The sequence below is a fragment of the Acinetobacter sp. FY731 genome, from assembly GCF_059515905.1.
Genome location: NZ_JCAKNB010000009.1, coordinates 33,115 through 59,234, shown reverse-complemented (window position 1 = coordinate 59,234; position 26,120 = coordinate 33,115). Strand labels below are relative to the sequence as shown.

27 protein-coding genes are annotated in these 26,120 nt (G+C 37.8%); 2 read left to right on the top strand and 25 right to left on the bottom strand.

What is annotated here, in order from left to right:
* Window positions 1–174 precede the first annotated feature (174 nt).
* The gene (locus tag AC5YC8_RS11520) at window positions 175–1,815 is read left to right on the top strand and encodes an acyl-CoA synthetase (RefSeq protein WP_496164623.1); all 1,641 of its coding nucleotides are present in this window, start codon (window positions 175–177) and stop codon (window positions 1,813–1,815) included.
* Window positions 1,816–1,897: 82 nt separating this feature from the next.
* On the opposite strand, the gene yjgA is transcribed toward AC5YC8_RS11520, so the two are convergent.
* The 25 genes from yjgA to AC5YC8_RS11395 form a co-directional block, all read right to left on the bottom strand.
* The gene (gene yjgA, locus AC5YC8_RS11515) at window positions 1,898–2,431 is read right to left on the bottom strand and encodes a ribosome biogenesis factor YjgA (RefSeq protein ID WP_496119101.1); all 534 of its coding nucleotides are present in this window, start codon (window positions 2,429–2,431) and stop codon (window positions 1,898–1,900) included.
* Between the two features lie 2 nt (window positions 2,432–2,433).
* Window positions 2,434–2,703, bottom strand: a complete 270-nt coding sequence (locus AC5YC8_RS11510) for an HPr family phosphocarrier protein (protein WP_496119099.1) — start codon at window positions 2,701–2,703, stop codon at window positions 2,434–2,436.
* Window positions 2,700–3,551 carry an RNase adapter RapZ gene (rapZ, locus tag AC5YC8_RS11505; RefSeq protein WP_496119097.1) on the bottom strand — a complete coding sequence of 284 codons (852 nt, stop codon included), beginning with the start codon at window positions 3,549–3,551 and terminating at the stop codon, window positions 2,700–2,702. Before rapZ ends, AC5YC8_RS11510 begins: the two co-directional genes overlap by 4 nt.
* Window positions 3,552–3,572: 21 nt before the next feature.
* Window positions 3,573–4,418: a pantoate--beta-alanine ligase gene (gene panC / locus AC5YC8_RS11500; protein ID WP_496119095.1), complete on the bottom strand. Its 846-nt coding sequence runs from the start codon at window positions 4,416–4,418 to the stop codon at window positions 3,573–3,575.
* Between the two features lie 3 nt (window positions 4,419–4,421).
* Window positions 4,422–5,231, bottom strand: a complete 810-nt coding sequence (gene panB / locus AC5YC8_RS11495) for a 3-methyl-2-oxobutanoate hydroxymethyltransferase (protein ID WP_496119093.1) — start codon at window positions 5,229–5,231, stop codon at window positions 4,422–4,424.
* 43 nt (window positions 5,232–5,274) lie between these two features.
* On the bottom strand, window positions 5,275–5,760 hold the full coding sequence (gene folK, locus AC5YC8_RS11490) for a 2-amino-4-hydroxy-6-hydroxymethyldihydropteridine diphosphokinase (RefSeq protein WP_496164622.1): 486 nt from the start codon (window positions 5,758–5,760) through the stop codon (window positions 5,275–5,277).
* Window positions 5,757–7,220: a polynucleotide adenylyltransferase PcnB gene (pcnB, locus tag AC5YC8_RS11485; RefSeq protein WP_496164621.1), complete on the bottom strand. Its 1,464-nt coding sequence runs from the start codon at window positions 7,218–7,220 to the stop codon at window positions 5,757–5,759. Before pcnB ends, folK begins: the two co-directional genes overlap by 4 nt.
* A gap of 135 nt (window positions 7,221–7,355) precedes the next feature.
* The gene (locus AC5YC8_RS11480; protein ID WP_496164620.1) at window positions 7,356–7,790 is read right to left on the bottom strand and encodes a ComEA family DNA-binding protein; all 435 of its coding nucleotides are present in this window, start codon (window positions 7,788–7,790) and stop codon (window positions 7,356–7,358) included.
* On the bottom strand, window positions 7,768–8,562 hold the full coding sequence (mazG, locus tag AC5YC8_RS11475; RefSeq protein WP_496164618.1) for a nucleoside triphosphate pyrophosphohydrolase: 795 nt from the start codon (window positions 8,560–8,562) through the stop codon (window positions 7,768–7,770). Before mazG ends, AC5YC8_RS11480 begins: the two co-directional genes overlap by 23 nt.
* Before the next feature lie 117 nt (window positions 8,563–8,679).
* Complete coding sequence (gene der, locus AC5YC8_RS11470) at window positions 8,680–10,089, bottom strand: ribosome biogenesis GTPase Der (protein WP_496119084.1); 1,410 nt, start codon at window positions 10,087–10,089, stop codon at window positions 8,680–8,682.
* A gap of 165 nt (window positions 10,090–10,254) precedes the next feature.
* A complete protein-coding gene (gene bamB, locus AC5YC8_RS11465) occupies window positions 10,255–11,403 on the bottom strand; it encodes an outer membrane protein assembly factor BamB (RefSeq protein WP_496119082.1) in 1,149 nt (382 codons plus the stop codon).
* The gene (locus AC5YC8_RS11460) at window positions 11,403–12,104 is read right to left on the bottom strand and encodes a YfgM family protein (RefSeq protein ID WP_496119080.1); all 702 of its coding nucleotides are present in this window, start codon (window positions 12,102–12,104) and stop codon (window positions 11,403–11,405) included. The genes bamB and AC5YC8_RS11460 overlap by 1 nt, the downstream gene beginning before the upstream one ends.
* Window positions 12,105–12,137: 33 nt before the next feature.
* Window positions 12,138–13,433 carry a histidine--tRNA ligase gene (hisS, locus tag AC5YC8_RS11455; RefSeq protein ID WP_496164616.1) on the bottom strand — a complete coding sequence of 432 codons (1,296 nt, stop codon included), beginning with the start codon at window positions 13,431–13,433 and terminating at the stop codon, window positions 12,138–12,140.
* A gap of 3 nt (window positions 13,434–13,436) precedes the next feature.
* Window positions 13,437–14,558, bottom strand: a complete 1,122-nt coding sequence (gene ispG, locus AC5YC8_RS11450) for a flavodoxin-dependent (E)-4-hydroxy-3-methylbut-2-enyl-diphosphate synthase (protein ID WP_496164615.1) — start codon at window positions 14,556–14,558, stop codon at window positions 13,437–13,439.
* Between the two features lie 23 nt (window positions 14,559–14,581).
* Window positions 14,582–15,376 (bottom strand): helix-turn-helix domain-containing protein, encoded by a 795-nt coding sequence (locus AC5YC8_RS11445; RefSeq protein WP_496164613.1) that lies wholly within the window; start codon window positions 15,374–15,376, stop codon window positions 14,582–14,584.
* Window positions 15,367–16,170 carry a type IV pilus biogenesis/stability protein PilW gene (pilW, locus tag AC5YC8_RS11440; protein ID WP_496164612.1) on the bottom strand — a complete coding sequence of 268 codons (804 nt, stop codon included), beginning with the start codon at window positions 16,168–16,170 and terminating at the stop codon, window positions 15,367–15,369. The genes AC5YC8_RS11445 and pilW overlap by 10 nt, the downstream gene beginning before the upstream one ends.
* A gap of 18 nt (window positions 16,171–16,188) precedes the next feature.
* Window positions 16,189–17,412: a dual-specificity RNA methyltransferase RlmN gene (gene rlmN / locus AC5YC8_RS11435; RefSeq protein WP_496119070.1), complete on the bottom strand. Its 1,224-nt coding sequence runs from the start codon at window positions 17,410–17,412 to the stop codon at window positions 16,189–16,191.
* Between the two features lie 124 nt (window positions 17,413–17,536).
* Window positions 17,537–17,968 carry a nucleoside-diphosphate kinase gene (gene ndk, locus AC5YC8_RS11430; RefSeq protein ID WP_496119068.1) on the bottom strand — a complete coding sequence of 144 codons (432 nt, stop codon included), beginning with the start codon at window positions 17,966–17,968 and terminating at the stop codon, window positions 17,537–17,539.
* A gap of 107 nt (window positions 17,969–18,075) precedes the next feature.
* Window positions 18,076–18,276 carry a Fe-S cluster assembly protein IscX gene (iscX, locus tag AC5YC8_RS11425; protein ID WP_154772101.1) on the bottom strand — a complete coding sequence of 67 codons (201 nt, stop codon included), beginning with the start codon at window positions 18,274–18,276 and terminating at the stop codon, window positions 18,076–18,078.
* A gap of 145 nt (window positions 18,277–18,421) precedes the next feature.
* A complete protein-coding gene (locus AC5YC8_RS11420) occupies window positions 18,422–18,973 on the bottom strand; it encodes a phosphatase PAP2 family protein (RefSeq protein WP_496164610.1) in 552 nt (183 codons plus the stop codon).
* 31 nt (window positions 18,974–19,004) lie between these two features.
* Complete coding sequence (locus AC5YC8_RS11415) at window positions 19,005–20,279, bottom strand: glycosyltransferase family 4 protein (protein WP_496164608.1); 1,275 nt, start codon at window positions 20,277–20,279, stop codon at window positions 19,005–19,007.
* 121 nt (window positions 20,280–20,400) lie between these two features.
* On the bottom strand, window positions 20,401–21,351 hold the full coding sequence (locus AC5YC8_RS11410) for a hypothetical protein (RefSeq protein ID WP_496164607.1): 951 nt from the start codon (window positions 21,349–21,351) through the stop codon (window positions 20,401–20,403).
* A gap of 256 nt (window positions 21,352–21,607) precedes the next feature.
* A complete protein-coding gene (gene ilvC / locus AC5YC8_RS11405; protein WP_086212845.1) occupies window positions 21,608–22,624 on the bottom strand; it encodes a ketol-acid reductoisomerase in 1,017 nt (338 codons plus the stop codon).
* A gap of 110 nt (window positions 22,625–22,734) precedes the next feature.
* Complete coding sequence (gene ilvN / locus AC5YC8_RS11400; RefSeq protein ID WP_496119059.1) at window positions 22,735–23,226, bottom strand: acetolactate synthase small subunit; 492 nt, start codon at window positions 23,224–23,226, stop codon at window positions 22,735–22,737.
* Complete coding sequence (locus AC5YC8_RS11395; protein ID WP_496119057.1) at window positions 23,223–24,950, bottom strand: acetolactate synthase 3 large subunit; 1,728 nt, start codon at window positions 24,948–24,950, stop codon at window positions 23,223–23,225. Before AC5YC8_RS11395 ends, ilvN begins: the two co-directional genes overlap by 4 nt.
* 698 nt (window positions 24,951–25,648) lie before the next feature.
* Between AC5YC8_RS11395 and AC5YC8_RS11390 the strand changes: the two genes are divergently transcribed.
* Window positions 25,649–25,969 (top strand): DUF4124 domain-containing protein, encoded by a 321-nt coding sequence (locus AC5YC8_RS11390; RefSeq protein ID WP_496164605.1) that lies wholly within the window; start codon window positions 25,649–25,651, stop codon window positions 25,967–25,969.
* The last annotated feature ends 151 nt before the right edge of the window (window positions 25,970–26,120 follow it).

Here is a 26,120-nt window from a genome sequence, read left to right as displayed (position 1 = left end):
ACATATAAAACAGCAAAACGCTAAATAATTTTTTACACCCCCTTCAAAACATCAATAATCACTTAAATTATTAATTTTTTACTAAATACTCGACCAAAGCATGAATGCAAATTGATTAAAAAATGCATATCTTCAAGAAAAGGAAAAACATATAAATTACATGAAGGAATAATAATGATTAGCGCATACGATCAACTACCTCGAACACCTGCAAACTTTGTAGCACTCTCACCTTTACGCTATTTAGAACGTGCTGCCTATATTTACCCTCACCAAGATGCCATCATTCATGGTGACAGACATATCTCATGGCGTGAAACATATACGCGTTGTCGTCAGTTTGCACACCAATTGCAAAAATTAGGTGTTGGAAAAAATGATACTGTTTCTGTATTACTTCCCAATATTCCAGCCATGATAGAAGCGCATTTTGCTGTTCCTATGGCTGGTGCTGTTTTAAATACACTGAATACACGTTTAGATGCAAAAACCTTAGCCTTTATGCTTGAGCATGCAGAGTCTAAAGTATTGTTAGTTGACCCCGAATTTGTGAATATTGCCAAAGAGGCTTTAGCACTTGTATCACAAGAAATTTATATTATTGATGTTGCCGATGTTGAATATGAGGGGGACAGCCAAAGAATTGGACAAGTTGAATATGAAAGTTGGCTTGCAGAAGGTGATGCCAATTTTGAGTGGCATTTACCACAAGATGAATGGGATGCCATCAGCCTAAATTACACATCAGGCACAACAGGCAATCCTAAAGGTGTGGTTTATCACCATCGTGGTGCTTATATTAATGCGGCCAGTAATATTATTGCCTGTGGTATGACACCACGTGCAACTTACCTTTGGACTCTCCCTCTATTTCATTGTAATGGTTGGTGTTTTGCTTGGACTATTGCAGCCAATGGTGGAACAAATATTTGTCTACGTAAAATAGACCCTGAACTCATCTACAAGTTAATTCACTCACATAAAGTTGACTATTTCTGTGGGGCACCAATTGTCTTATCTATGCTAATTAATGCGCCAGAAGAACATAAAATTAAAGTAGAGCACCGAGTAGAAGTTATGGTTGCTGGAGCAGCACCTCCTGCGGCAATTATTGAAGGTATGCGAAATATTGGCATAAATGTTACTCACGTTTATGGCTTAACTGAAACCTATGGTCCATCTGCACTTTGTGCATCACAAGCAGGTTGGTCTGAGCTTTCTATCCAAGAACAAGCTCAATTACACTCGCGCCAAGGTGTTCCTTATCCATTACAAGACGGTATGAAAGTACTTGATCCTGAAACAATGCAACCTGTACCAAACGATGGACAAACCATGGGCGAAATTATGTTCCGTGGCAATATTGTCATGAAAGGCTATTTAAAAAATGCCGAAGCAACAGCAGAAGCCTTTGCTGGTGGATGGTTCCATACAGGTGATTTAGCTGTTTGCCAACCCGATGGCTATGCCAAAATTACAGATCGCTCTAAAGATGTGATTATTTCAGGTGGTGAAAATATTTCATCTTTAGAGGTCGAAGAAGTATTGTATCAACATCCTGCTATTTTAACGGCAGCAGTTGTAGCAAAACCCGATCCTGTTTGGCAGGAAGTTCCTTGTGCTTTTATCGAATTAAAAGTTGGAAAAACAGCAACACCAGAAGAAATCATTGCCTATTGTAAAGAACATCTTGCCCGTTTTAAGGTGCCAAAAGATGTCGTAATTACTGAAATTCCAAAAACATCGACAGGTAAACTACAAAAATTTGTATTACGCGAATGGGCAAAAGAGCGTTCAGTTGGCGAATTTAGTTAATTTGAAATTTCCATCCGTAATGAGCAAAAAAAAAGAGCGACCCGATAAGGTCGCTCTTTTTTACACAATAATTCACTAAAACTTAGTTATCTGAAATTAATGCCACTTGTTGAATATAGTTAAACAATTTCAACTTAGACGCTGCAATTTCCTCTTCAGATACTTTTTTTGTCATATCACGATGAATACGCAAAAGATGCTGACGAATTGGATGATGCTCTGCTGCATTATGCGCTTTCATGAATTCTTTAATCACAGGTTCACCCTGAGCAATCATACGATCTACCCAGCGATTTAATTGTGCAGTTTTCTTAGCACCTTGTTTCGGTGTTAAGTAAGAAAGAATCATCGTTTCATCTTCATTACGCAATAATTTACCAATGCGTTGAAATTGACGACGACGTGCTTCATGTGATGTGATTGACTGAACATCTAATAATGCATCAACTAAGCGTTCTTCCACTGGAAGATTCTTAATTTGTTTAGTGCTCAATTCTGCCAATTGCTCACCCAAAGCAGCCATACGCTGAACTGCTTTCTTTTGTTCGGTTTTACTTGCACGCCCTTCTAAAGATTCATAATCATCTTCAGTAAAACGTTGCGGTCGACGTGCCACGATTAATCTGCCTCGTAAAATTTTGCTGCGAATAATGCTTGAATATCAGATAAAGCTTTTTCTTCATCTGCACCTTCAATCACCAAGCGTAGAGTTGTGCCCTTACCAGCACCAAGCATAAGCAAGGACATAATATTTTTTGCGTCTACTAGTTTATCACCTTTCCCTATTTGGATAGATGAACGGAATTTTGTAGTAACTTCGATGAGTTTTCCAGACGCACGCGCATGTAACCCTAGTTTATTAATTACGTCAACAGTTGTGTCAATCATGACCAGTGCTTCATTTCTCTATGTAAAACCTGAATAGCCCATTTTGCCTCAAGGGCTTTTTTGAGTCTATCCACAATATAAACTGAACGATGCTGCCCACCCGTACAACCTATTGAAATCGTTATATAATGACGATGACCTTCAGCAAATGCAGGCAACCATTTTTCTAAAAAATTATAAACATCTTGAAACATTTCAGTCGTTTGACTGTTCGATTCTAAGAATTTTTGTACTGGCTCATCTAAACCAGAAAATTGACGCAACCCCAAATCCCAATGTGGATTTGGTAAATGACGTACATCAAAAACATAATCGGCATCTAAAGGAATGCCATGTTTATAACCAAAAGATTGTAAAATTACAATTAAGTTATCAGTTTGTCCCAATCTAGACAACAGCATATGTTTTAAATCGTGTACGCTTTTGTCAGTTGTGTCAATTTTAATAGTTGCTTGGAACTGAATTGGAATAAGTAATGTTTTTTCTTCTTCAATACATTGCGTTAAACTTTTAAAACGATTCGCCAGTGGATGTGGGCGACGTGATGCACTAAATCTAGTAATAAGTTCTTGATCTTGTGTAGATAAAAATATAATTTCAACTGAACCATGTTTTTTTAATTGTTCAAATACAAAATCGAATTCTTGTAAATCTGCACGTGTGCTTCGAACATCCACTCCTAAAGCAAGCTGTTCTAAATTATTTTCTTTATCGAGTTTACCAACAATTTCTGGAAGTAATGCCAGAGGTAAATTATCGATACAGTAATAACCCAAATCTTCAAGCACCTGCAAAGCAGATGATTTTCCCGATCCCGATTGTCCAGTAACGATCAATATACGCTTCATGGCATTATCCTCTTCACAAGTTTAAGCGCGATGCTTTACCTGCCAATTATCAATTAAACGAGTTGAACCAATTTTAGCTGCAACAAAAAGTACAACATCTTGACTAAAATCTTCAATTTTTTGAAGTTCAGTTGTACGTGCTTCTACATAATCCACAACAAAACCAACTTCTGTCAATGCTGTTTTAATTTGATCTAAAACATCATTTAAACTTTGACCTTGCTGTAAATTGTGCTCTGCTTTTACTAAACTTTGATGAATTACTGGTGCAATTGCACGGTGTTCTTCAGATAAATAACCATTACGTGAACTTAGTGCCAAACCATCTTCAGCTCGAGCAATAGGCACACCTACAACACGAATTGGCATATTCAAATCACGTACAAACTGACGAATAACCGCAAGCTGTTGGTAATCTTTTTCACCAAAGAATGCAATTTCAGGGCGTACAATATTGAATAATTTAGTTACAACTACAGCCACGCCATCAAAATGACCTGGACGTTGTAAACCACACAAATCTGCCGTGATACCACTAACAGAAATATTCGTTAAACGTGGTTGATTACCATACATTTGCTCAACAGTTGGTGCAAAAATATAATCACAACCCACCTCTTCCAAAAGCTTACTATCTTGTTCTAATGTACGTGGATAGCTGTCGTAATCTTCATTTGGACCAAACTGAATTGGATTGACAAAAATACTCACAACAACAATATCACAATGCTTACGCGCTTCACGAACAAGATTTAAGTGACCTTGATGTAAATTCCCCATTGTAGGAACTAAACCAATCACCTTCTGATTCGTTCGAGCTGTTTTAAGCGATTCAGATAAACCTTGGATGGTAGATTCAATTTTCATATTTTACAGCTCTACTTGGAAAGTTTGCTCAGGTGCTGGAAATGAGCCATCTTGAACAGCGGCATGATATGCTTTGAATGCATCCAAAATTGCAGTTTCACCTGATTGTTCTTTCATAAAATTACGAACAAATTTAGCAACGCGACCAAATGTTAGACCTAACATGTCTTGTACAACTAAAACTTGTCCATCGGTTTCATGACCTGCCCCAATACCAATAACAGGCGTTTCTGGGAACAGTTCAGTAATTTCTTTACCTAATTGTGCAGGAACACATTCAAGCAACAATAAGGCAGCACCAGCTTCTACAACCGCACGACAATCGGCAATAAGTTTATCTGCTGCTTCTCGTGTACGTGCTTGAAGCTTATAACCACCAAACACATGCACAGATTGTGGTGTTAAGCCTAAATGTACACATACAGGAATACCATTTCGCGTAAGCACTTCAACCGTTTCGCTTAGCCACTCACCACCTTCAACCTTAACCATTTGAGCGCCAGCTTGCATCACTGTTTTAGCATTAACCAAAGCATCATTTAAAGTCGCATACGACATAAAAGGCAAATCAGTCATAATGAATGAGTGATTATTCCCACGGCGCACAGCAGCAGTGTGATATGCCATATCTTCAACAGTAACAGGCAAAGTTGAATCACGGCCTTGAACCGTCATCCCAAGAGAATCACCAATTAAAATACTATCAATTTCAGCAATTTCCATGGCTTTTGCCATGCTTGCATCGTAGCAAGTTAAACAAGAAAATTTACGGCCTTCGGCTTTAATTTTTTTTAAGTCGCTGAGACTAATCATGAAGATATTCCTCTAAAAAATGCATAGAACATAGGTTAAATAATCAACTTGCCCAATTTTCATCATCCAAAACCGTAACCGTTGGATGTTCTAAAATAGGTAGTTTTTTTAACACAAGTCCCTTTAGTTGCATTTCTGCATCTAAATCTAACAATGGTATTACTACAAAGTCACGCTCAAGTATGCCAACATGTGGCACAGTCAATCGCTCATTTTGAATATTTTCTTGACCATAAATCAGTAAATCTAAATCGAGTGTACGCTCGCCCCAACGACGTAATCGTACACGCCCCGATTCATTTTCAATACGTTGTAGCTCATCCAATAAAACTAAAGGCTCTAAAGCCGTCTCTAAACGTACAACCGCATTTAAATAATTTGGCTGATCTTGTGGTCCCATTGGTGGGCTTTCATATAACTTGGATGTTGTTATCTGACCTAACACTACAAGATTTTGTACGGCTTCTACTAAAATTTGACGAGAATCACCCAAATTACTTCCCAAACCAATATACGTCACAACACTCATTGAGTTGGTCCAAATACAACTTGTGTTAAATCACGCTTCACACGACGGCGCTTTAAGATTGGATGATCCGCACCAATTTCACCTTTAACTGTAGATGCAACAGATGTTCTATTTTCCTGATGCTGTTTCGGCTTACGTGTTCTACGGCTACGTGATTCTGGTTCATCGACTAAAGGTTCTATTTCAACTTGAGCTTGAACACGTGTATCTACAGTATCTTCTTGGATGCTCGCTTTGTTACGACGGCTTTTCACACGTTGACGATTATATTGACCAATAGCACGTTCTTTTTCATCAGACGTCATGTTTTGGTAGCTATCCCACCACATGCCCATACCTTGAGTATTAGCATCACCTGATTTTTCACGTAACAGTAAAAAGTCAAAACCTGCACGAAAACGCGCATGATTCGATAATGCTGCAATTTGCTGTGGTTTTGGACTTAATAACCGTGTTTGCATTTCCCAAACTTCACGAATAAAAGTTTCCGCAAAACGAGGGATAATAGTCCGTGTAGCTTGGCGCTTTAATACATCTAAACCAGCTTGTGCTCGTGCTTCTGCAGGCATTATGCCTTTAGCCAAATATACGTCACTACGTTTTAAGAATAGCTCCCACAACAATACGGCATAAAAAAATGCAGGATTGATGGTTTTACCAATCTGAATACGTTGATCTGTATTTTTAGCGGCTCTTTCCACAAAATTCGTAACTTTGGGATCAATTTCCGCAAATAACTGTTTCCAAATGCCAAAATCAATCAACATTGGCAGCACACGATTTAAGTGCCCCATGGTGAATAGTTTTTGAGATTCATCATACAAACGATGTGGAGAAACATCACGTAACAAGTTTGTTAACTCAGGTGTGAATACTTCTAAAATTTCATCGGCAATGCTGAAATTCAATTTGGCTGCAAAACGCAACGTACGTAACATACGTACTGGATCTTCTTCAAATCGAGTTTTTGGATCACCCAATAAACGCAGTGTTTTATTTTTAATATCATCAACTGCATTACAAAAATCGAGAACAATGCCTTTACGTGGTTGATAGTACATGGCGTTAATTGAAAAATCTCGACGAGCAAAATCCTCTTCGATGGTTCCCCAGTTATTATCACGTAAAATCATACCTGCCGCAGAAGTTACTTCTTTTTTAGGTGGAGCACGGAAAGTCGCAACTTCCACAAGCTCACGCCCCGAATACACATGGGCAAGCTCAAAGCGTCGACCAATAATACGGCAACGACGACCAAAAACTTCTTTAACTTGTGCTGGTGTAGCGTTGGTAACGGCATCAAAATCTTTTGGATTTAGCCCTAACATTAAGTCACGTACACCACCACCTACGATATAGGCTTCATAACCTGCTTTTGTTAAAGCATCAATAACATCTAAAATGTAAGCAGGTAATTGAGCGGTTGATAAACCACATTTTGACGCGCGCAAAGTTTGCAAAAGACGCTGTCTCCTACGTCTGAACGTAAAATATATAAGATGTCGCTAATGATATCTCTTACACCATCAAAGGGCAATTTGATTATCAATTTCTTGATATACCATTCAGACATTATTTCGTATCTTTTCACTCACCTACAAAGCTAATTTATCTTTGTTTTTATTGAATAATGCAGGACCAATCCCTTTAATTTTCATAAAATCATCTACAGAATTGAATTTTCCATTTGTATTTCGATACTCAATAATTGCCTCTGCTTTCTTTTTACCTACGCCATTTAACTGCATAAGTTCCTCAATATTTGCCGAATTTAATCTAACTTTTGAACGAGTACCCACCATATTTGATGTTGATGAGTTTGCTTGTGACAAACTAGGTCTCGATAAGTAATGGTCAGAATTCACTTCAGCTCTGTTCTTTAAACGCTGATCTTGTTGCTGTTGTTGTACTTTCCATTGTGCATATTTTTGTTCATAGGCACTTTGTGCAAGTGCCAAATTTGAAACTGAACCGAAAAATAAAGCCATAAATAAAGTTTTAAAAATTTTACTCTTTTTTCTTATTGTCATTTTGAACCTGTTGTTTTAAATAAATTTTTGCTTGCTCCCAAAGCTCATCCATTTCTTCTAAAGACATATTTTCTACGTTCTTATTTTGAGTAACAGCTTGATCTTCAATAAAAGCAAAGCGAGATCTAAATTTATGAATGGTACTCAATAGCGCCATTTCACTCGAAACACCAAGTTTACGTCCAACATTAATCAATGAAAATAAACAATCACCAAATTCATCGAGTATTTCATCGGAACTATTATTCTGCATGGCTTGTTTAAATTCCTCAAGTTCTTCATCTAACTTCCCATAGGCATCTTGAACATTTGGGAAATCAAACCCAATTTGAGCAACATTTTTTTGAATTTCATGCGCTTGATGTAATGCTGGACCATGCTTTATATCATCTAACCGATGTTTAGGCTGATCTTGTTTTTCTTCTTGTTTAATCTGCTTCCATAATTCAGCAACATCTTCTGTACTTAGATTTTCAAATTGTTCTTTTTGAAATATATGCGGATGTCTACGAATAAGCTTTTGACTAATGGCTTCTACAACATCATAAAAATCAAACAATCCCTGCTCACTATACATTTGAGACTGAAACACGACTTGAAGTAATAAATCGCCTAACTCTTCTTTTATATGATTCACATCTTTAGAACGTACTGCAGCCTCCACTTCATACGCTTCTTCAATGGCATATTTTGTAAGTGTTTCAGGTGTTTGTGCTTGATCCCAAGGACATTCTGCACGTAACTGCTGCATAATTTTTAATAATTGTTCCATTTCACACTCATCTAACTAATTTGATTTTTTAAAGTAAATTTAAATTTTCACTCAATCATTTTTTCATAAAAAAGCCTGCTTTCGCAGGCTTTTTTTACTATGAAGAATTAAAACAAATTAACGCTTAAACTTCTTCTCAGCTTTCTTAAACTTCTGAACATAACGACGTTTACGTGCCGCAATTCGCTCATCCATAACAGTCTTACGACCTTCAAATGGGTTTTCTGAAGTTTTGAATTCAATACGAACAGGCGTACCTTCAAGCTTATAAACTTTACGGAATACATTCTCTAAGTAACGACGATAATCTGCAGGTGTTTTATCAACCTTGTTACCGTGTACAACAATTGTAGGTGGATTTTGTCCACCCATATGCGCATAACGCATTTTAATTCGACGCCCTTGAACCATTGGTGGCGCATGAGCTTCTGTTGCATCACTCAAAATTTGCGTGATTTTTGCAGGAGATACTTTCAAATGTGAAGAATCGAATGCACGGTGAATTGATGGATATAAATCACCAACACCTGTGCCATGCAAAGCAGAAATTAAATGAATTTTTGCCCATGGAATGAAGTCAAAACGACGATCAACATCCAATTTACATTGTTTACGATCATAATCAGACATGTTGTCCCATTTATTAATCGCAATAACCATTGCACGACCAGCTTCTAAAGCATAACCAATCAAATGTAAATCTTGCTCAACAATACCATCACGAGCATCTACAACAACAACAACAACATGTGCATCTTTCATCGCTTGAAGTGTTTTTACAATTGAGAACTTCTCAATCATCTCATCCACTTTACCTTTACGACGTACGCCTGCTGTGTCAATTAATGTGTATTTACGACCATCACGCTCAAAAGGAATATAGATTGAATCACGTGTTGTACCAGGTTGGTCAAATGCAACTACACGTTCTTCACCTAGCAAGCGGTTAACCAATGTAGATTTACCTACGTTAGGACGTCCAATAATTGCTAAACGTAAACCTGTATTTTTATCATGCTCTTCTACAGATTCATCTTCAGGAACGCTTTCAAGAACTTCTTCAAGCATTTGCTGAACACCACGCCCGTGACTCGCTGCCACTTGCATTGGTTCGCCCATACCCAATTTAAAAAATTCTACGAGTGCTGCTTCGGCATGTACACCGTCTACTTTGTTCGCAACTAAGTAAACTTTTTTACCTAATGTACGTAGCTCACGTGCAATTTGTTCATCAGATGCAAGTAAGCCTGCGCGTGCATCTACAACAAAAACAATGATATCAGCTTCATTGATTGCAGTTTTAGACTGCTCTGCCATATATGAATCAATACCACCTTCACTCTCGCCAATACCCCCTGTATCAACAACAATGAAAGATTTATTTTGGAATACAGCATCGCCATATTTACGGTCGCGCGTAAGACCAGCAAAGTCAGCAACTAAAGCATCACGGCTTTTTGTAATCTGATTAAATAACGTTGATTTTCCGACGTTCGGACGACCAATGAGCGCAATTACGGGTTTCATAGATTACCTTTATACAAGATCAGCCAACGGATTGGCCTGAACATCAGAAACTTGGAAGAAAAAATAGATGAATAATCTAAATAAAAACACGGGGCATTGAATTTTCAATCACCCCGCGTTAAAAAATACGGATATTCGCTTAGTTTAACATAAGCGAAGAAAAAATTAACGAGTCTGCCAAACAGTCAACGCACCCTTTTGTGTTGATGCATAAAGTTGATTATCGATAACTCGCAATGAACGTACTTCACCGCTTGTTTTTGAGCGACCAATTAACTGTCCAGATTGTGGATCGACAATATGTAAATAACCATCTAAGTCACCCACAATCAATTGCGAACCCAACATTACAGGATTGCTTAATTTACGGTTAAGTAAACTATCATTTTCCCATAATTTATGACCTGTCGTAATTTCGTATGCAGTCAACTTGCCATCTGTAGATGCAACAAATACACCATTACCTACAACTTCAGGACGTTTCGTACTACTTGAATCTTCGCTCCAAACTACTTGTTGTGATGCTAAATCCAATACTGTTACTTGACCTTGATAGCTTGTTGTAACAACAAACTGACCCGCTACAACAGGATCACCATCAATATCATTCAGCTTTTGAATATCTGAACGACCATCACTTACAGCAACACGGCGTTGTAAACGTGGTGTACCTGTTAAAACATCAAGTGCATAGACATAAGCATTTGAAGATGCGATTAAAACTGTACGTGGATCAATTGCAACGGGAGATGCTGTACCACGTAAACTTAACTGTACGCTTGGTAAATCATATGTCCAAAGTTGTTGACCATTTTCTACGTTATGTGCATAAACAGTACCATCATTCGCTACTGTAATCACATGATTAGAAATAACCAAAGATGGCGCTAAAATAGCACTAGAAATATTTACAGCCCACTTTTGCTCACCAGTAGCCTGATCTAAAGCAAAAAGTTCACCTTTTTCATTCCCAACAACAACAATACCTTCCGCAGCTTCAACACCCGCAGTTAAGCCTTGTTTTGTCACCTGCTTTTGCCAAACTTTTTGTTTCCCATTATAAGCAGTGACACTGCCTTTAGGGTCAACGGCAAAAATCACACTATCAGATACATCTAACTGCAAACGTAAAGGATCTTTTACAGAGGTCGCAGAAACATTTTGCGAAAACACTGGAACAAGACTGGTTGTTTGTGTAATTTTTGGTAGCGGATTAGGCTTTACTTTTTCAACTTTAACTTTATTACTAGAACATCCAGCCAATGCAAGTGCTAAAACTGTCAGTACTAAAGGTATTTTATTATTTCTGCTCATTAAGTCTCATCCACTTGAGTATCTAATATTGGGCGTTCTACATCTGCATCTTCTACTAAAACGCCAACGCTTTCGAGTTTAATTTGTAAAATTTGACGATCTTGTTTCTGTTCTAACAATTCGTTCCATGCACTTTGATATGATTTTTTCGCATTTTCAATATCTTTTTTAGCAACGTACACATCGCCACGAGCTTCATCTACAACAGCTTTAAAGGTTGGCTCTGTTACCAAATTAAATGTTTTTAGTGCTTCATCATATTTGTTTTGTGCAAGTTGAGCATAACCCAAACGTAATTTTAAAATTGAAACTAAGCCTGCATCTTTAACTTTTGAATTTTCAACTTTTTTTAATGCTTTTTCTGCACCTGCATAGTCAGACTTATCGTATGCAAGTTTAGCCATAAGCAACTGCACTTGAATTGCTTGTGCTGAATCTGGTGCATCTTTCACAATTTTGTCAGCCGTAGCGACTAAATCATTATATGCATTTGGATTAGATTCAGCATTTGCAGCATCATCCATCAATTGCTGAACTTTGGCTGTATTCATCTGATTTTCAGCCAAAGTCTTTTTTTGCCACCATTGCCAACCGAAAAAGGCAATCAACGCAATTAAAACCCCACTAATCATGGCAGAGCCATATTTCTTAGTGAAAGACTTTAAACTATCAAGTTGTTCTGCTTCACTTAATGCGCTCATGTGATTACCTTATCCTCGTATTTTTTTGTTGGCTTATTTTGAAGAAAGTTTTTCAATAATGAAAGGGACAATCTTTGAAATAGCAACAGACGTTTGTTCAGCAGTTGCTAACTCTTTTACATTCACTTCTTGAGCTTCCCATTCACGCTCACCCAAGATTAATGCAAAAATTGCACCCGATTGATCGGCTTTCTTCATTTGGCTCTTCATTGAACCTTGTGAACCCACCTTGAAACGGATAGAACTTGAAGCATCTTCTAGTTGGTTACGAATTTGTTCTGCAAGAACAAGTGCTTTGCCCTGAGATGCAGGATCTGCCAACAAGAATACTTCACAATCACGCACAGGTGTATTGTCTTCTACTTGCTCTAGAAGTAACAACAAGCGTTCCATACCCATTGCAAAACCAACTGCAGGAACAGTTTGATCCGCTTTACCTTTCAATTGACCAACTAGACCATCATAACGACCACCTGCACATACTGTTCCCTGAGAACCTAAGTGCGTTGTAGTCCATTCAAATACAGTTTTGTTGTAGTAGTCTAAGCCACGTACCAATTTTTGATTGATCACAAAGCTTACGCCTGCATCTGTCAAATATTGTTGTAATTGATTGAAATGCGCTAATGTTTCTTCACCCATAAAATCGTGAAGTTTTGGCGCATTTTCTAAAATTTCTTGAGTTTTTGCATCTTTAGAATCAAGAATACGTAATGGATTAGTCAGCAAACGACGCTGTGAGTCGTCATCTAAATCTGTTTTATGAGATTCCAAGAATGCAACCAATGCAGCACGATATGCCGAGCGTTCGTCAGATTCACCCAAAGTATTCAGCTCAAGTTGAACTTTATCGGCAACGCCCATGCGTTTCCACAAACGCGCAGTCATTAAAATAAGTTCAGCATCTTGATCTGGCGTTGCAACACCAAAAGTTTCTACACCAAATTGGTGGAACTGACGGTAACGACCTTTTTGCGGCTTTTCATAACGGAACATAGGTCCAACATACCAAATACGCGGTGTAGCACCACGAAGTAAGTTATGTTCAAGCATTGCACGTACACAACCTGCCGTACCTTCAGGACGTAATGTCAAAGATTCAGGCGGATTACCTTTATCAAAAAAGGTGTACATTTCTTTTTCTACGATATCTGTCGCATCACCAATTGAACGCTTAAACAAATTTGTTTGCTCAACAATAGGCAAACGGATTTGTTGATAACCGTAAGCATCCATCAATGCTGATAGATGTTGCTCTAGACGTCTCCAAGCAGGTGTTTGCGTAGGGAGAATGTCATTAAAACCTTTAATTGCTACAATTGAACTCATGATCTACTCAGAAAAACTTGTGCGAATAATCTCTTTCGATTTAGCTTCTTCAAGCTCGCTAACACGTTGACGAACCATATCTTCAATTTCGTCAACCAATTGATTGGTATCGATTAAATGGCTTTTTTCACCATTACGATAAACTAATGAACGTGGTGCAGCACCAACTACACCAATATCAGCTTCTTTTGCTTCACCCGGACCATTCACTTTACAGCCAATGACTGAAACATCCATTGGTGTACGTATATCTTCCAAACGCTCTTCAAGCGCTTGCATTACTTTAATAACATTAAACTCTTGGCGTGAACAACTTGGACAAGCAATAAAGTTAATCCCGTTTGAGCGCAGCCCTAATGATTTTAAAATATCAAAGCCAATTTTAATTTCTTCTTCAGGTTCAGCAGCTAAAGAAATACGCATCGTATCGCCAATACCATCCATCAACAAACCACCTAAGGCTATTGCTGATTTCACCGAACCTGTACGATAAACCCCTGCCTCAGTTACACCTAAGTGCATAGGATTATCAATTTGTGCTGACAATAAACGATAAGCATCCATTGTTAAGAATACATTCGATGCTTTTACCGATACTTTAAACTCTTGAAAATCTAAACGGTCTAAAATATCAATATGGCGCATTGCCGACTCAAGTAATGCTTGACCTGTTGGCTCACCATATTTCTTTTGAATATCTTTTTCGAGTGAACCTGCATTTACACCAATTCGCATTGAAATATCGTTATGGCGTGCAGCCGCAACAACTTCACGAATCTTCGCTTCAGACCCAATATTGCCTGGGTTAATACGCAAGCAATCTGCACCAAAATCTGCAACAGCAAGTGCAATTTTATAATCGAAGTGAATATCTGCAACCAAAGGTACATTTACACGCTTACGAATTTCACCAAATGCTTCGGCTGCTTCCATAGATGGTACAGAAACACGCATGATGTCTGCACCTACATCTACACAACGTTGAATTTGTGCAACTGTTGCATCTACATCACATGTTTCTGTATTGGTCATACTTTGGATGCTAATTGGCGCATCACCACCAACATAAACAGAACCAACTCGAATTTTGCGAGTGGGACGGCGTTTAATTGGATTTACAATCATTATTTCGCTCTACTCTCAACCCATTAACGCGATAAACGGAATTCAGCTTTTCCGTTCACTGTATATGGCGACAATGAAATATCTTCATTATTCAAACTTAATGATACGGCTGCTGCATCATCCAAACGAATTTGAAATGGTGTTTCGCCCTGAAGTGCAAGTTCAGATGATTGACGACCTGTTGCAAGAACTTTATTTGTAGAGTCAACAATATGTACTGATGTCGGGCGACTAAATTTCAAAACTAATTGATCACCAGACATAACAGCTGAATCATTCATTGTTAATACTTGAACATCAGATTGTTCTACTGTGTTAAGTTCCTGCTGATTTGTCGTGTCCGATTTCGAGAAGTTTTGAACAACTGCAACCAAGCCCCAAATAACAACAATAACCAGCACAAGCAATGCAAAGCGTTTTAACCATTTACGATTACGTTCGCTATTTGAGCCAGGCAATTTACCCATAAATTTAATAGGTGAATTATTTAATGCGTGATTTGGAAGTAAGCCCGTATCATTGGTATAAATTTCATCAAAACGTTGAATGACTGCTGTTGCATCAACATTTAAATATTTTGCATAAGTACGATAATAACCTTTAATAAACGTTGCTTCAGGTAAAGATGTATATTCATCTTTTTCTAAAGCGGTAAGGGTTTTTACTGAGATCTTAAGTTCAGCCGCAACATCTGAAAGCTCTTTTTTTTGATTCAGACGAATTTGACGAAGGTACTCACCCGGACGCTGTACATTTCCTAATGCATTTGGTGTGGCAATTGAACCTGTTGGTTGCTGTGAATTAGGATTTACTTCCATACGACCTCAGTACTGTACTGTAATTGCAAATAGCGTTGGTATTCAGGACTATCCGGATACAAAGCGCGTAATTGATTCACAAGAATCTGCGTTTGCATAGGATTACCATTTGCGCGCGCAAGTCGAATACCCACCCACAATGCACGTGCATTTTGATTATTTTGCCCAACTAAGTTTACAGAATCATCATAAAATTTAGTTGCGGCAGGAATATCTTGCCTTAAATAGTAGATCTCTGCGAGCTCAACCATTGAAACATATGACTTACGATTAATCTTTAAAGCCTGATTAAAGCTTTTTTCAGCATTTTCGATATCATTGAGCTTTAAATAAATACGCCCAGCACTTTCTAATGCAGTATAACGCTGATCGTAACCAAGTGTTGCACCTGCAATATGAAATTGCGTTAAAGCCTCATTATAACGCCCAATTTGGTACAAATAAGTACCATAGTTGTTACGCGCTTGTGCATTTTTAGAATCAGCAGAAATCGCTGCTTTAAAATAGCGGTCTGCCTTTTCTACATTCTGGGGACTGCCTTCACGCTGCAACAACACTCCCATCATCATATTTGCGAGAGGGTCACGCGAATCAAGTTCCATTGCTTGGTCTAATTCACGTTTAGCTGCATCATAATCACTAGTTCGAATATATTCAGCAGCCAACTGTGTTCTTGCTTGTACCGCTTTTTTAGGGTCAACTTTGCGATCAGATACTGTCTGACAACCGACAACCAAAAAAGTCGAACCCATAAGTAAAGATGAGATAAAGATTTTCAGACTCGGTTTACGCAATTGTTTTCCCCTATGTATTTATCCTTGCGAGCGTATAATTTCGTTTTGCGCTGCAACTTTCTTTTTCCACTGCTCTGCACGGCGTGTTCTGTCTGCAACTTGCCCCACCAACTGACCACAAGCAGCATCAATATCATCACCACGCGTCTGACGAATCGTACACACAAATCCTGCATCAGACAAAGCTTTTTGGAAAGAAATAATTTTATTTCTACTTGAGCGATCATAAGGTGCATGTGGAAATGGATTAAATGGAATCAAGTTAATTTTGCTTGGTAAATTTTTCAATAACTTAATCATTTCATGAGCATGAGCCAAACTATCGTTCACGCCATCCAACATAACATATTCGATGGTAACGTGCTTACGAGAACTTTCGTTCCCATCTTTAGTAATATAACGCTGACATGCAGCGATCAATTGCTCTAATGGATATTTTTTATTAATTGGTACAAGTTCGTTACGCAATTCGTCATTTGGTGCATGTAATGAAATTGCTAGCGCAACATCAATATCTTTTGCAAGTTGATCAATTTTAGGCACAACACCTGAAGTTGATAAAGTTACACGACGTTTAGACATTCCATACGCAAAGTCATCAAGCATAATACGCATTGAATTAAGTACAGCATCGTAATTAAGAAGCGGCTCACCCATTCCCATCATTACAACATTTGTCACCGAACGCTCACGCTCAAGAACAGGCACATCTTCCATATATGAATAGTTTGCCATCCAAAGCTGACCAATAATTTCAGCTTGGCTTAAGTCGCGTTGAAAACCTTGTTTACCTGTAGAACAGAATGAACAATCTAGTGCACACCCTACTTGAGATGAAATACACAAAGTTTTACGTGCGCCTGTTTTATCTTCCGCTGGAATAAGTACAGTTTCAACCAATGAACCCGCACCATCACCTACACGGAACACCCATTTACGCGTACCATCTTTAGAATAATTTTTATGTACAACTTCTGGTGCTTCAATAAAACAAATTTTTTCTAATTTTTCACGTAACTTCCCAGAAATATTAGTCATTTCTGCAAAATCTGTAACAAAAAATTGATGAATCCACTTCATCACCTGTCCTGCACGGAATTTTTTCTCGCCAATTTCTTCGAAAAACTTTTCCATTTGTGGACGTGACATGCCAAGTAGGTTCACTTTTTCCTGCGCCGGAGCGGATGGAGATTGTTGCTGTGCATCAGAAATTGCTGATGTAGCGACGACTTCAGTACTCATGTGTGTATTACCTAAGCTATATCTAAAGATGAAAGGAGAAGCTCAATAAGTGAGCAAAGCTTTATTCAGAGAATAAAAAAACCAGATAAGTATAATAACACTTATCTGGTTTGAATACTGCGAATTAACGAGTACGTGGAGCAATCTCAGTTTGAGCGAAGAAGTAGTTAACTTCACGATCAGCAGATGCTACAGAGTCAGAACCGTGAGCAGCATTTTCGTCGATGCTTACAGCGAAATCTGCACGGATAGTACCAGCAGCAGCTTCTTTAGGGTTAGTCGCGCCAAGGATGTCACGGTGAGCAAGAACAGCGTTTTCGCCTTCAAGAACTGAAACAACAACTGGACCAGAAGTCATGAAAGCAACTAAGTCAGCAAAGAAACCACGTTCTTTGTGCTCAGCGTAGAAGCCTTCAGCTTCAGCTTGAGTCAAGTGTTTCATTTTAGTTGCAACAATTTGAAGACCAGCTTTCTCGAAACGAGCAAAGATGTCACCAATGTTGTTTTTAGCAACTGCATCTGGTTTAACGATAGATAATGTACGTTCAATAGCCATGATAGGCTCCTTAAGTCGATGTAGACACGAAATTTTGGCGCATTATACCGAATAATGTGCTTTTTTCCGATTTTGATATGTAAATAATTTGATTTTTACTGTGAAAATCAACTTGCTTCGTCAATCCAAGCCATTTGAATCGCTTCTAACAAACCTTCAGTCGATTTTGTTGGGTCATCGCTAAATTGCGGCAATGCACATACCCAAGCATGTAAATCAGTAAAACGAATCCACTGTGGATCAACATCTGGATGTGCTTCATAAAGCTCAATCGCGATGTCTATAGTATCTGTCCAACGTAAACCCATGGATGTTCCTAAAGCGCAAAATATTTTTTTATTTTATCAAAGTTTCTAAACATCAGTACGTGCTTTCATCATTTTTATTCATCTTCATGCAAACAAAATTCACGCACACTTTACATCAATAGAAACGAACTTTGACTCGCTCTGATCAAAGCATCACACCAACTATTGGCGCCACAGCAACAACCGCACTCGCAACACCTGCGCCAATGAATGCCCCCACAATAACATCTGTAGGGTAATGCAATCCTAAAATCATACGAGATAAAGCAACTAAGATAGTAAATGGCAACATTAAAATTAAGAGGATTGGCTGGATATATCCCAACAAAGTCGTTGCCATAACAGCATGCAGAGTATGACCAGATGGAAAGCTAAAATGATCAAGAGGTCGCTCACCCAAGCGAATGACTTGATGCACTTGATAGGGTCTAGGACGTACTGTTTTATTTTTAAGTCCTTTATAAATTAGCGTTCCAACTGAAGCACCCAATACTAAATAAAGCACTTGTAAACTATATTGAAGACCTTGCAATATCCACATCGCAAAAACCATAACATACCAAAATACACCATCCCCTAACTTACTAATAATTTTAAAAAACAATGCAATATTTTGTGTGTGGGAAAATTGATTTAAATACAAACAGCCTTTTAAATCTAAATCTAACATTCTTATTTTTACATATTTAAAATTCATTTTATTTCTCCTTTAAGCCTTGGCTTAAAAATTAGGACGTCATTTGCGTCTCCTTCACCACAGCATATAAAGCCTGCTCAAACTGCTGAACAGGATGATTCCAACCTATATTTTGAACAACTTTTCTTGCATATACTCCCATCTCCTCTAGCTCTTGGCGTGATGGAAGATTTTGCACATATTTGAATAAATCGACAGACTTCCCTAACGCAGACAACCACCCGCTTGCTCCATGTGAAACATGCAAGTGAGCACAAGCATAATCGTATGCAATTACGGGTAGACCACTTGCAAGTGCCTCAAGCACTACATTGCCAAATGTTTCCACTTGGCTTGGAAAAATAAAGACATCTGCACTTGCATAAGCTTCTGAAAGCTGTCTTCCACTTAAACTTCCTGTGAAAATCACATCATCACAGCTACATAGTGATTCAAGCCTCAACCTGTCGGGTCCATCTCCCACCACAATCAATTTTGATGGATATTTTTCTGACTTTTTCATATTTTGAAATGCATGAATTGCGACTTCTGTTTCTTTTTCGGGAGATAAGCGCCCCACAGAAAGTAGAACTCTTGTTTTATCATCTGCACCCCATTTTTTACGAAGCTGCGCAGATCGAAACTCTGGTGAGAAGCGAATTGTGTCCACTCCCCGTCCTACAACAACCAGCGGACATTTCACACCAAATTCTTTTAGTGCTTTTTCTGTGTCTACACTAGGTACGCAAGTCACATTGGTATTGTTATGAAACCAGCGTAAATAGTGTTGAATCGGCTTGAGTAAGAATGCTAAATCGAAGAATCGACTGAAGTCTTGAAAGGAGGAATGAAAGCCACTTGATATTGGAAGTTTCTTGGCTTTTGCTACGCGTAATGCAGTAAAACCCAAAGGACCCTCTGTCACAATATGAACCACATTTGGCGCAAAGCTATCTATTGCTTTCGATACTTTGTTGAGTTGTGGCCAACCAAATTGTAGATGTGGATATTTAGGAATACTTTGTGCTTTTACCACGCATTCTTTATTTGGCTGAAAGTCTTCACATGATTTTTTTTGTTCAGGTCTTATGAGTAGTATTTTGTGACCTTGTTTTTGTAAGCCCTTACAGAGTTGTAAAAGTGATAGTGCTACACCGTTTATTTCTGGTGGCCAAGTTTCTGTGACAATTACGATTCTTAAGCGTGGACGAACTAAGTCTTCTAAAAATGGATGCGTAATAGAAATGCGTTCTTTCTTTTTAAAGTAAAAATGATTTTTTTCGAAAATTATGGGTTGTTTTAATAAGGCTGTGTCTATTGTTGTCATTGCCACACCTATCTATGCTTTATTTAGTTTTAGTTAGCATAGATAGAATGTATGACAGTTTGATGATAGCTTAAATGCGAATATTATAAAGCACATAGAAAGTCTAATTTATTTAAATAAACTAAAGCTCTCTAATTTTAGAAATATAAATAGGTTTATTTTTCTCACAATATACTTCGATCCCGAACTTAGTAATTAATGCAACCAATGAAGCAATTATCATCGTTGCACCAAAACCTATTGCAGTAAGTGAGCTCAAAACTGTTGCAACAATATATTTTTTACTGAGAAACATTTGTAAACCATTAGAATACCAAGCTTTATATATTTCACTTTCTGGATTACACATAGAATTATACAAAACCCTTTTTACTGCCTCATAAACAGTAATTCCTACCTCTTTATCTTTAATTTTCTGGTCAGGACTAGGTAACATCGCTCGCTGAGTAAATGGTAGCTGCTTTAATGAGTAATCATGTACAATATAAATTAAGTCTTTTGTTGATTGTGGTGAAAACTTACCTATCTCCTCATAAATCTCATCATTTGTTAAAGTCTGAATAATACGTATAGCCTCTTTTTCAACCTCATCTTGATCAACAGTAAAATCGTGAAACCCTGTCAATGTTGCAATTGCAACTTCTTGATTAAATCGATCAATAATTTCACTTTGAAAAACCTTTCTAGTTCTTTCTGTTTTAATTACAGTATGATTTTCTAGTACTTCTTTTATATATTTTTTAGCTTTTTCTACATCTTTCAATCTTAGATAGTAAATAGCCAACAAAGAAATAGTTTCTATATAAATTCTTGTTTTGGGTTTTAATACTTGAATATTAGATTCCAATATTTTTAAAACCGAATCAAACTCACCCAACTCAATGGCGAGTTCGCATAATTTATTCTTTGACTGTACTAATCTTACAAAATGTTTTGTTGGTCTTAAAACGGACTGTAGATCTAACACAATTTCTTTAGCAAACTTTAAATTTTGCTCAGATATAGCCCTATCCAATTTAGGCTCAAGAATCTTCAACCTATTTTTCTGTATCTCAGTTAATGGCTGTACCATATCCACTCCAAAAAACCTCTAGTGCAGGGCTTTTTATAGCATAAAAATCAGCTAAATAAAGAACTTAGTTCTTTTCTTTATCAACAATTTTGTTTGTTTGAGTCCAATGTATGAGCAAGCTCAGAACACTGTTCTGAGTGAAGCGCAAGGAGAACAAAACGCTGTTTTGAATGAAGCGTAAAGCACGTAACGCTTCATGTAAAAAACCCACTCAAGTTGAGTGGGTTTTCGCATTCAAATCAATTGATTCAAGAAATTAGTTTTTCTCTTTATCAACGATTTTGTTCGCTTGAATCCAAGGCATCATCGCACGTAACTTATTACCAGTTACTTCAATACCATGAGCAGCATTTTGACGACGACGAGCAGTCATAGAAGGATAGTTTAAAGCACCTTCGCTAATGAACATTTTCGCGTATTCGCCAGATTGAATACGTTTAAGTGCATTACGCATAGCTTCACGAGATTGTTCGTTAATTACTTCAGTACCCGTTACATATTCGCCATATTCAGCATTGTTAGATACTGAGTAGTTCATGTCCGCGATACCACCTTCGAACATTAAGTCAACGATCAATTTAAGTTCGTGTAGACATTCGAAGTAAGCCATTTCAGGCGCATAACCAGCTTCAACTAAAGTTTCGAAGCCCATTTTAACTAATTCTACAGCACCACCACAAAGAACTGCTTGCTCACCAAAAAGGTCAGTTTCAGTTTCTTCACGGAATGAAGTTTCGATGATACCAGTACGACCACCACCAACGCCTGAAGCATAAGAAAGTGCTACGTTACGTGCATTACCAGAAGCATCTTGGTGAATAGCGATTAAGTCAGGAACACCTGAACCACGTTGGTATTCAGAACGTACTGTGTGACCAGGAGCTTTTGGAGCAACCATGATTACGTCTAAGTCAGCGCGTGGAACAACTTGGTTGTAAAGAATAGAGAAACCATGAGCAAATGCTAAAGTAGCGCCTTGCTTGATGTTTGGTTCAATTTCGTCACGGTAAAGTTGAGATTGGAATTCATCCGGAGTTAAGATCATAACTACGTCAGCTTGCGCTACAGCAGCAGCAACTTCAGCAACTTTAAGACCAGAATTTTCAGCTTTTTTCCAAGAAGTAGAGTTAGCACGTAAGCCTACAGTTACGTCTACACCAGAATCTTTAAGGTTAAGCGCGTGAGCGTGACCTTGTGAACCGTAACCAATAATTGCTACTTTTTTACCTTGGATGATAGATAAGTCTGTGTCTTTATCATAAAAAATTTGCATTGCTGTCTCCGCTTAAATGCTTTTTGCTTCCTTTAACAGAACCTTGAGATATTTGTATTCACTTGGTTCAGTTCTCTCCCTTTCAGGAGAGAGAATTTGTTAATTAAAAATTAAATACTTAAAACTTTTTCGCCACGTGCGATACCCGATACACCTGAACGCACAACTTCTAAAATGGTGTTTTCTGCTAACGCATCAATAAAACCATCTACTTTTTCAGTTGTACCCGCAATTTGAATGGTGTACGTGGTTGGTGTTACATCTACTACTTGTGCACGGAAAATATCTGCTGTGCGTTTAATTTCATCACGTGCAGCACCCAAAGCTTTTACTTTAATGAGCATAAGTTCACGCTCAATGTGTGCACCTTCAGATAAATCTACAACCTTTACAACTTCAACAAGTTTGTTCAATTGCTTAGTGATTTGTTCGATCTTATGATCATCACCATAGGTTGTGAGTGTTAAACGCGAAAGTGTTGGGTCTTCTGTTGGTGCTACGTTTAAAGTCTCAATGTTATAACCACGTTGAGAAAACAAACCAACCAAACGAGAAAGCGCACCAGATTCGTTTTCAACGAGTACAGAAATTATATGTCTCATTTCGTACGCTCCCCTTTAGCTAACCACATATCTTCCAAAGATTGACCCGCAATTAACATTGGATATACATGTTCAGTACGGTTAACCATTACATTAATGAACACACATTTGTCGTTAATTGCCATCGCTTCAGCAAGTTTAGATTCAAGTTCATCTGCATGATCAATTTGAATACCCACATGACCATAAGCTTCCATAAGCTTTGAAAAGTCAGGTAACGATTCAACATAAGAACTTGAATGACGACCTTCGTAGTTCATGTCTTGCCATTGTTTAACCATACCCAATGCACGGTTATTCAAGCATAAGATTTTTACATTTAAGCCATATTGCTTACATGTAGAAAGTTCTTGGATACACATCTGAATAGATGCTTCACCCGTAATACAAACCACTTGTTGATCTGGGAATGCAAGTTTTGCAGCCATTGCATACGGCAAACCAACACCCATTGTGCCTAAGCCACCAGAGTTGATCCATTGACGTGGACGTTTGTAACGGTAGTAAAGCGCGCCAAACATTTGGTGTTGACCAACATCAGAAGTAATAATGGCTTCACCATTTGTTACTTTATCGAGTGCAGCTACAACTTGCTGTGGACGCATTTCACCATTCGGAAGATCTGTATATCTTAAGCCGTGAACTTTGCGCCATTCATTAATTTGTGACCACCAAGCTGCAATTGCCTCTGGGTTTGGTTTTGAAACATTCAATTGTTTCAACTGAGCCAACATTTCAGTAAGAACTGGCTCTACCGCACCTACAATAGGAATGTGCGCCATAATGGTTTTTGAAATCGCAGCTGGGTCGATATCAATGTGAATAATTTTGGCATTAGGACAGAACTTAGCAGGATTGTTTGTTACGCGGTCATCGAAACGCGCGCCAATTGCTAAAATTACGTCTGCATTATGCATGGTCATATTGGCTTCATAAGTACCATGCATACCCAACATACCCACAAACTGAGGGTCATCACCTGGGAATGCACCCAAGCCCATTAAGGTATTTGTTACTGGAAAACCAAGTACATGAGCAAGCTCTGTCAATTGTTCAGAAGCATTGCCTTGTACAACACCACCACCTGAATAAATTACAGGTCGTTTAGCATGTAAAAGCTCATCAATTGCCTTACGGATTTGACCTGAGTGACCACGATGTGGTGGTTGATACGAACGCATCTTCACTTTTTCAGGGTATTCGTAAGCAAATTTTTCAGCAGGATTTGTCACATCTTTTGGAATATCAACAACTACAGGACCTGGACGACCTGAAGATGCGATATAAAATGCTTTTTTAATAATTGCAGGAATTTCACTTGCGTGACGCACTTGGAAACTATGTTTTACGATTGGGCGTGAAATACCCACCATATCTGTTTCTTGGAATGCATCTTCGCCAATAAGATGTGATGCAACTTGACCAGACAAAATCACCATTGGGATTGAGTCCATGTAAGCTGTTGCAATTGGGGTTACTGTATTTGTTGCGCCTGGGCCTGAAGTTACAAGAACCACACCAGTTTTACCTGTAACACGCGAGTATGCATCTGCCATATGACCAGCAGCTTGCTCGTGGCGTACTAAGTAATGATTGATTTTTTCTTGTTGAAAGAACGCGTCATAAATATGTAAAACCGCGCCGCCTGGGTACCCAAATACATGCTCAACGCCTTCGTCCGCCAAAGCGCGAACGAGCATTTCACCACCAGATAAAAGTTCCAACGTAATTCACCCTAATCTTTTTTCATTGCAGAATGGGAGGCATTTGCAATGTTTAATTCATTAATTGTCTGCACTGTTATAGCACACATATTTCATAGTTTTCATGGCAATAGGAAAAATTTCTGATCTGATTATTGTTTGTGCAATACGAGATCTAAAACATGTTGGGATAAACACATTTTTTTCATTTTGTTCAGCTTCTCGGCTAGAGAAGTTGTCCATTGCATGAAATGACACTTATTCGAAGGGTGATCGATTTAAGGCATGTAAAACTAGACTGCATTTTTGTTGTTTAAACTAGTCTTGTCAAGTTTTAAAATTAGCTTTTTCTGCAATATAGATAAAGAGTTCTATCTTTCGACTTTATAATTTTAATTACACTACAAAAAACACCATCAAAATAAATATAAAACACTGATATTTAAAAATTTAAATATTTTCACTTATAATTTTTTCATATTTAAAATATAAAAATAAAGAATGAATTAATTTATTTAAAAGAAAGTTTTTTATGCAATTTGTGTAAATACAAAGCAAATCTTTATATTTACCAATCCTATAAACCAGCTTCAAACAACTTAAAATTACACTTAAACTTAAATTTTAGTGAATAATAAACAATCAAAAATATATTATTTTTTTTAGCTTTGTTAGAATACAGAATTAAGTTAATTTCTGTTTTTTTGGGGAAATACACCGTGAAAAAAGCAACAATCCATATTTGCTTATTAAGCTCAACATTACTGTTCACTTTTAGTTCAACATCGACCATGGCACGTGAATATTATAAATGGGTAGATGCTAAAGGTTCTACACACTACACAGCAACGCCGCCTCCTAAAAATGCAAAAAAACAAGGTCGAATAGAAACCTTTGGAACAAAAACTTCTACTGTAGCAACAACACCAACACAAGCCGAACCTGCTGCTCCCGATACAACTCACAACCAAGAGCAAGCACCAACAAATACACCATCTGAAGTACCAGCAGCACCAGAAACAGCACAACCTTTAAAATAAATTAATGACTTAACATCAAGTGAATATCTCCACATTCATTTGCATTCTACCTGTTAAGTAAATTTTTCCTAAAGAATCACATAGCCAAAATTCACTTTTAGGTGCATTTTGCGCTATGCTGTGCAACAAACTTTTTTAACCGTTGTTTTTA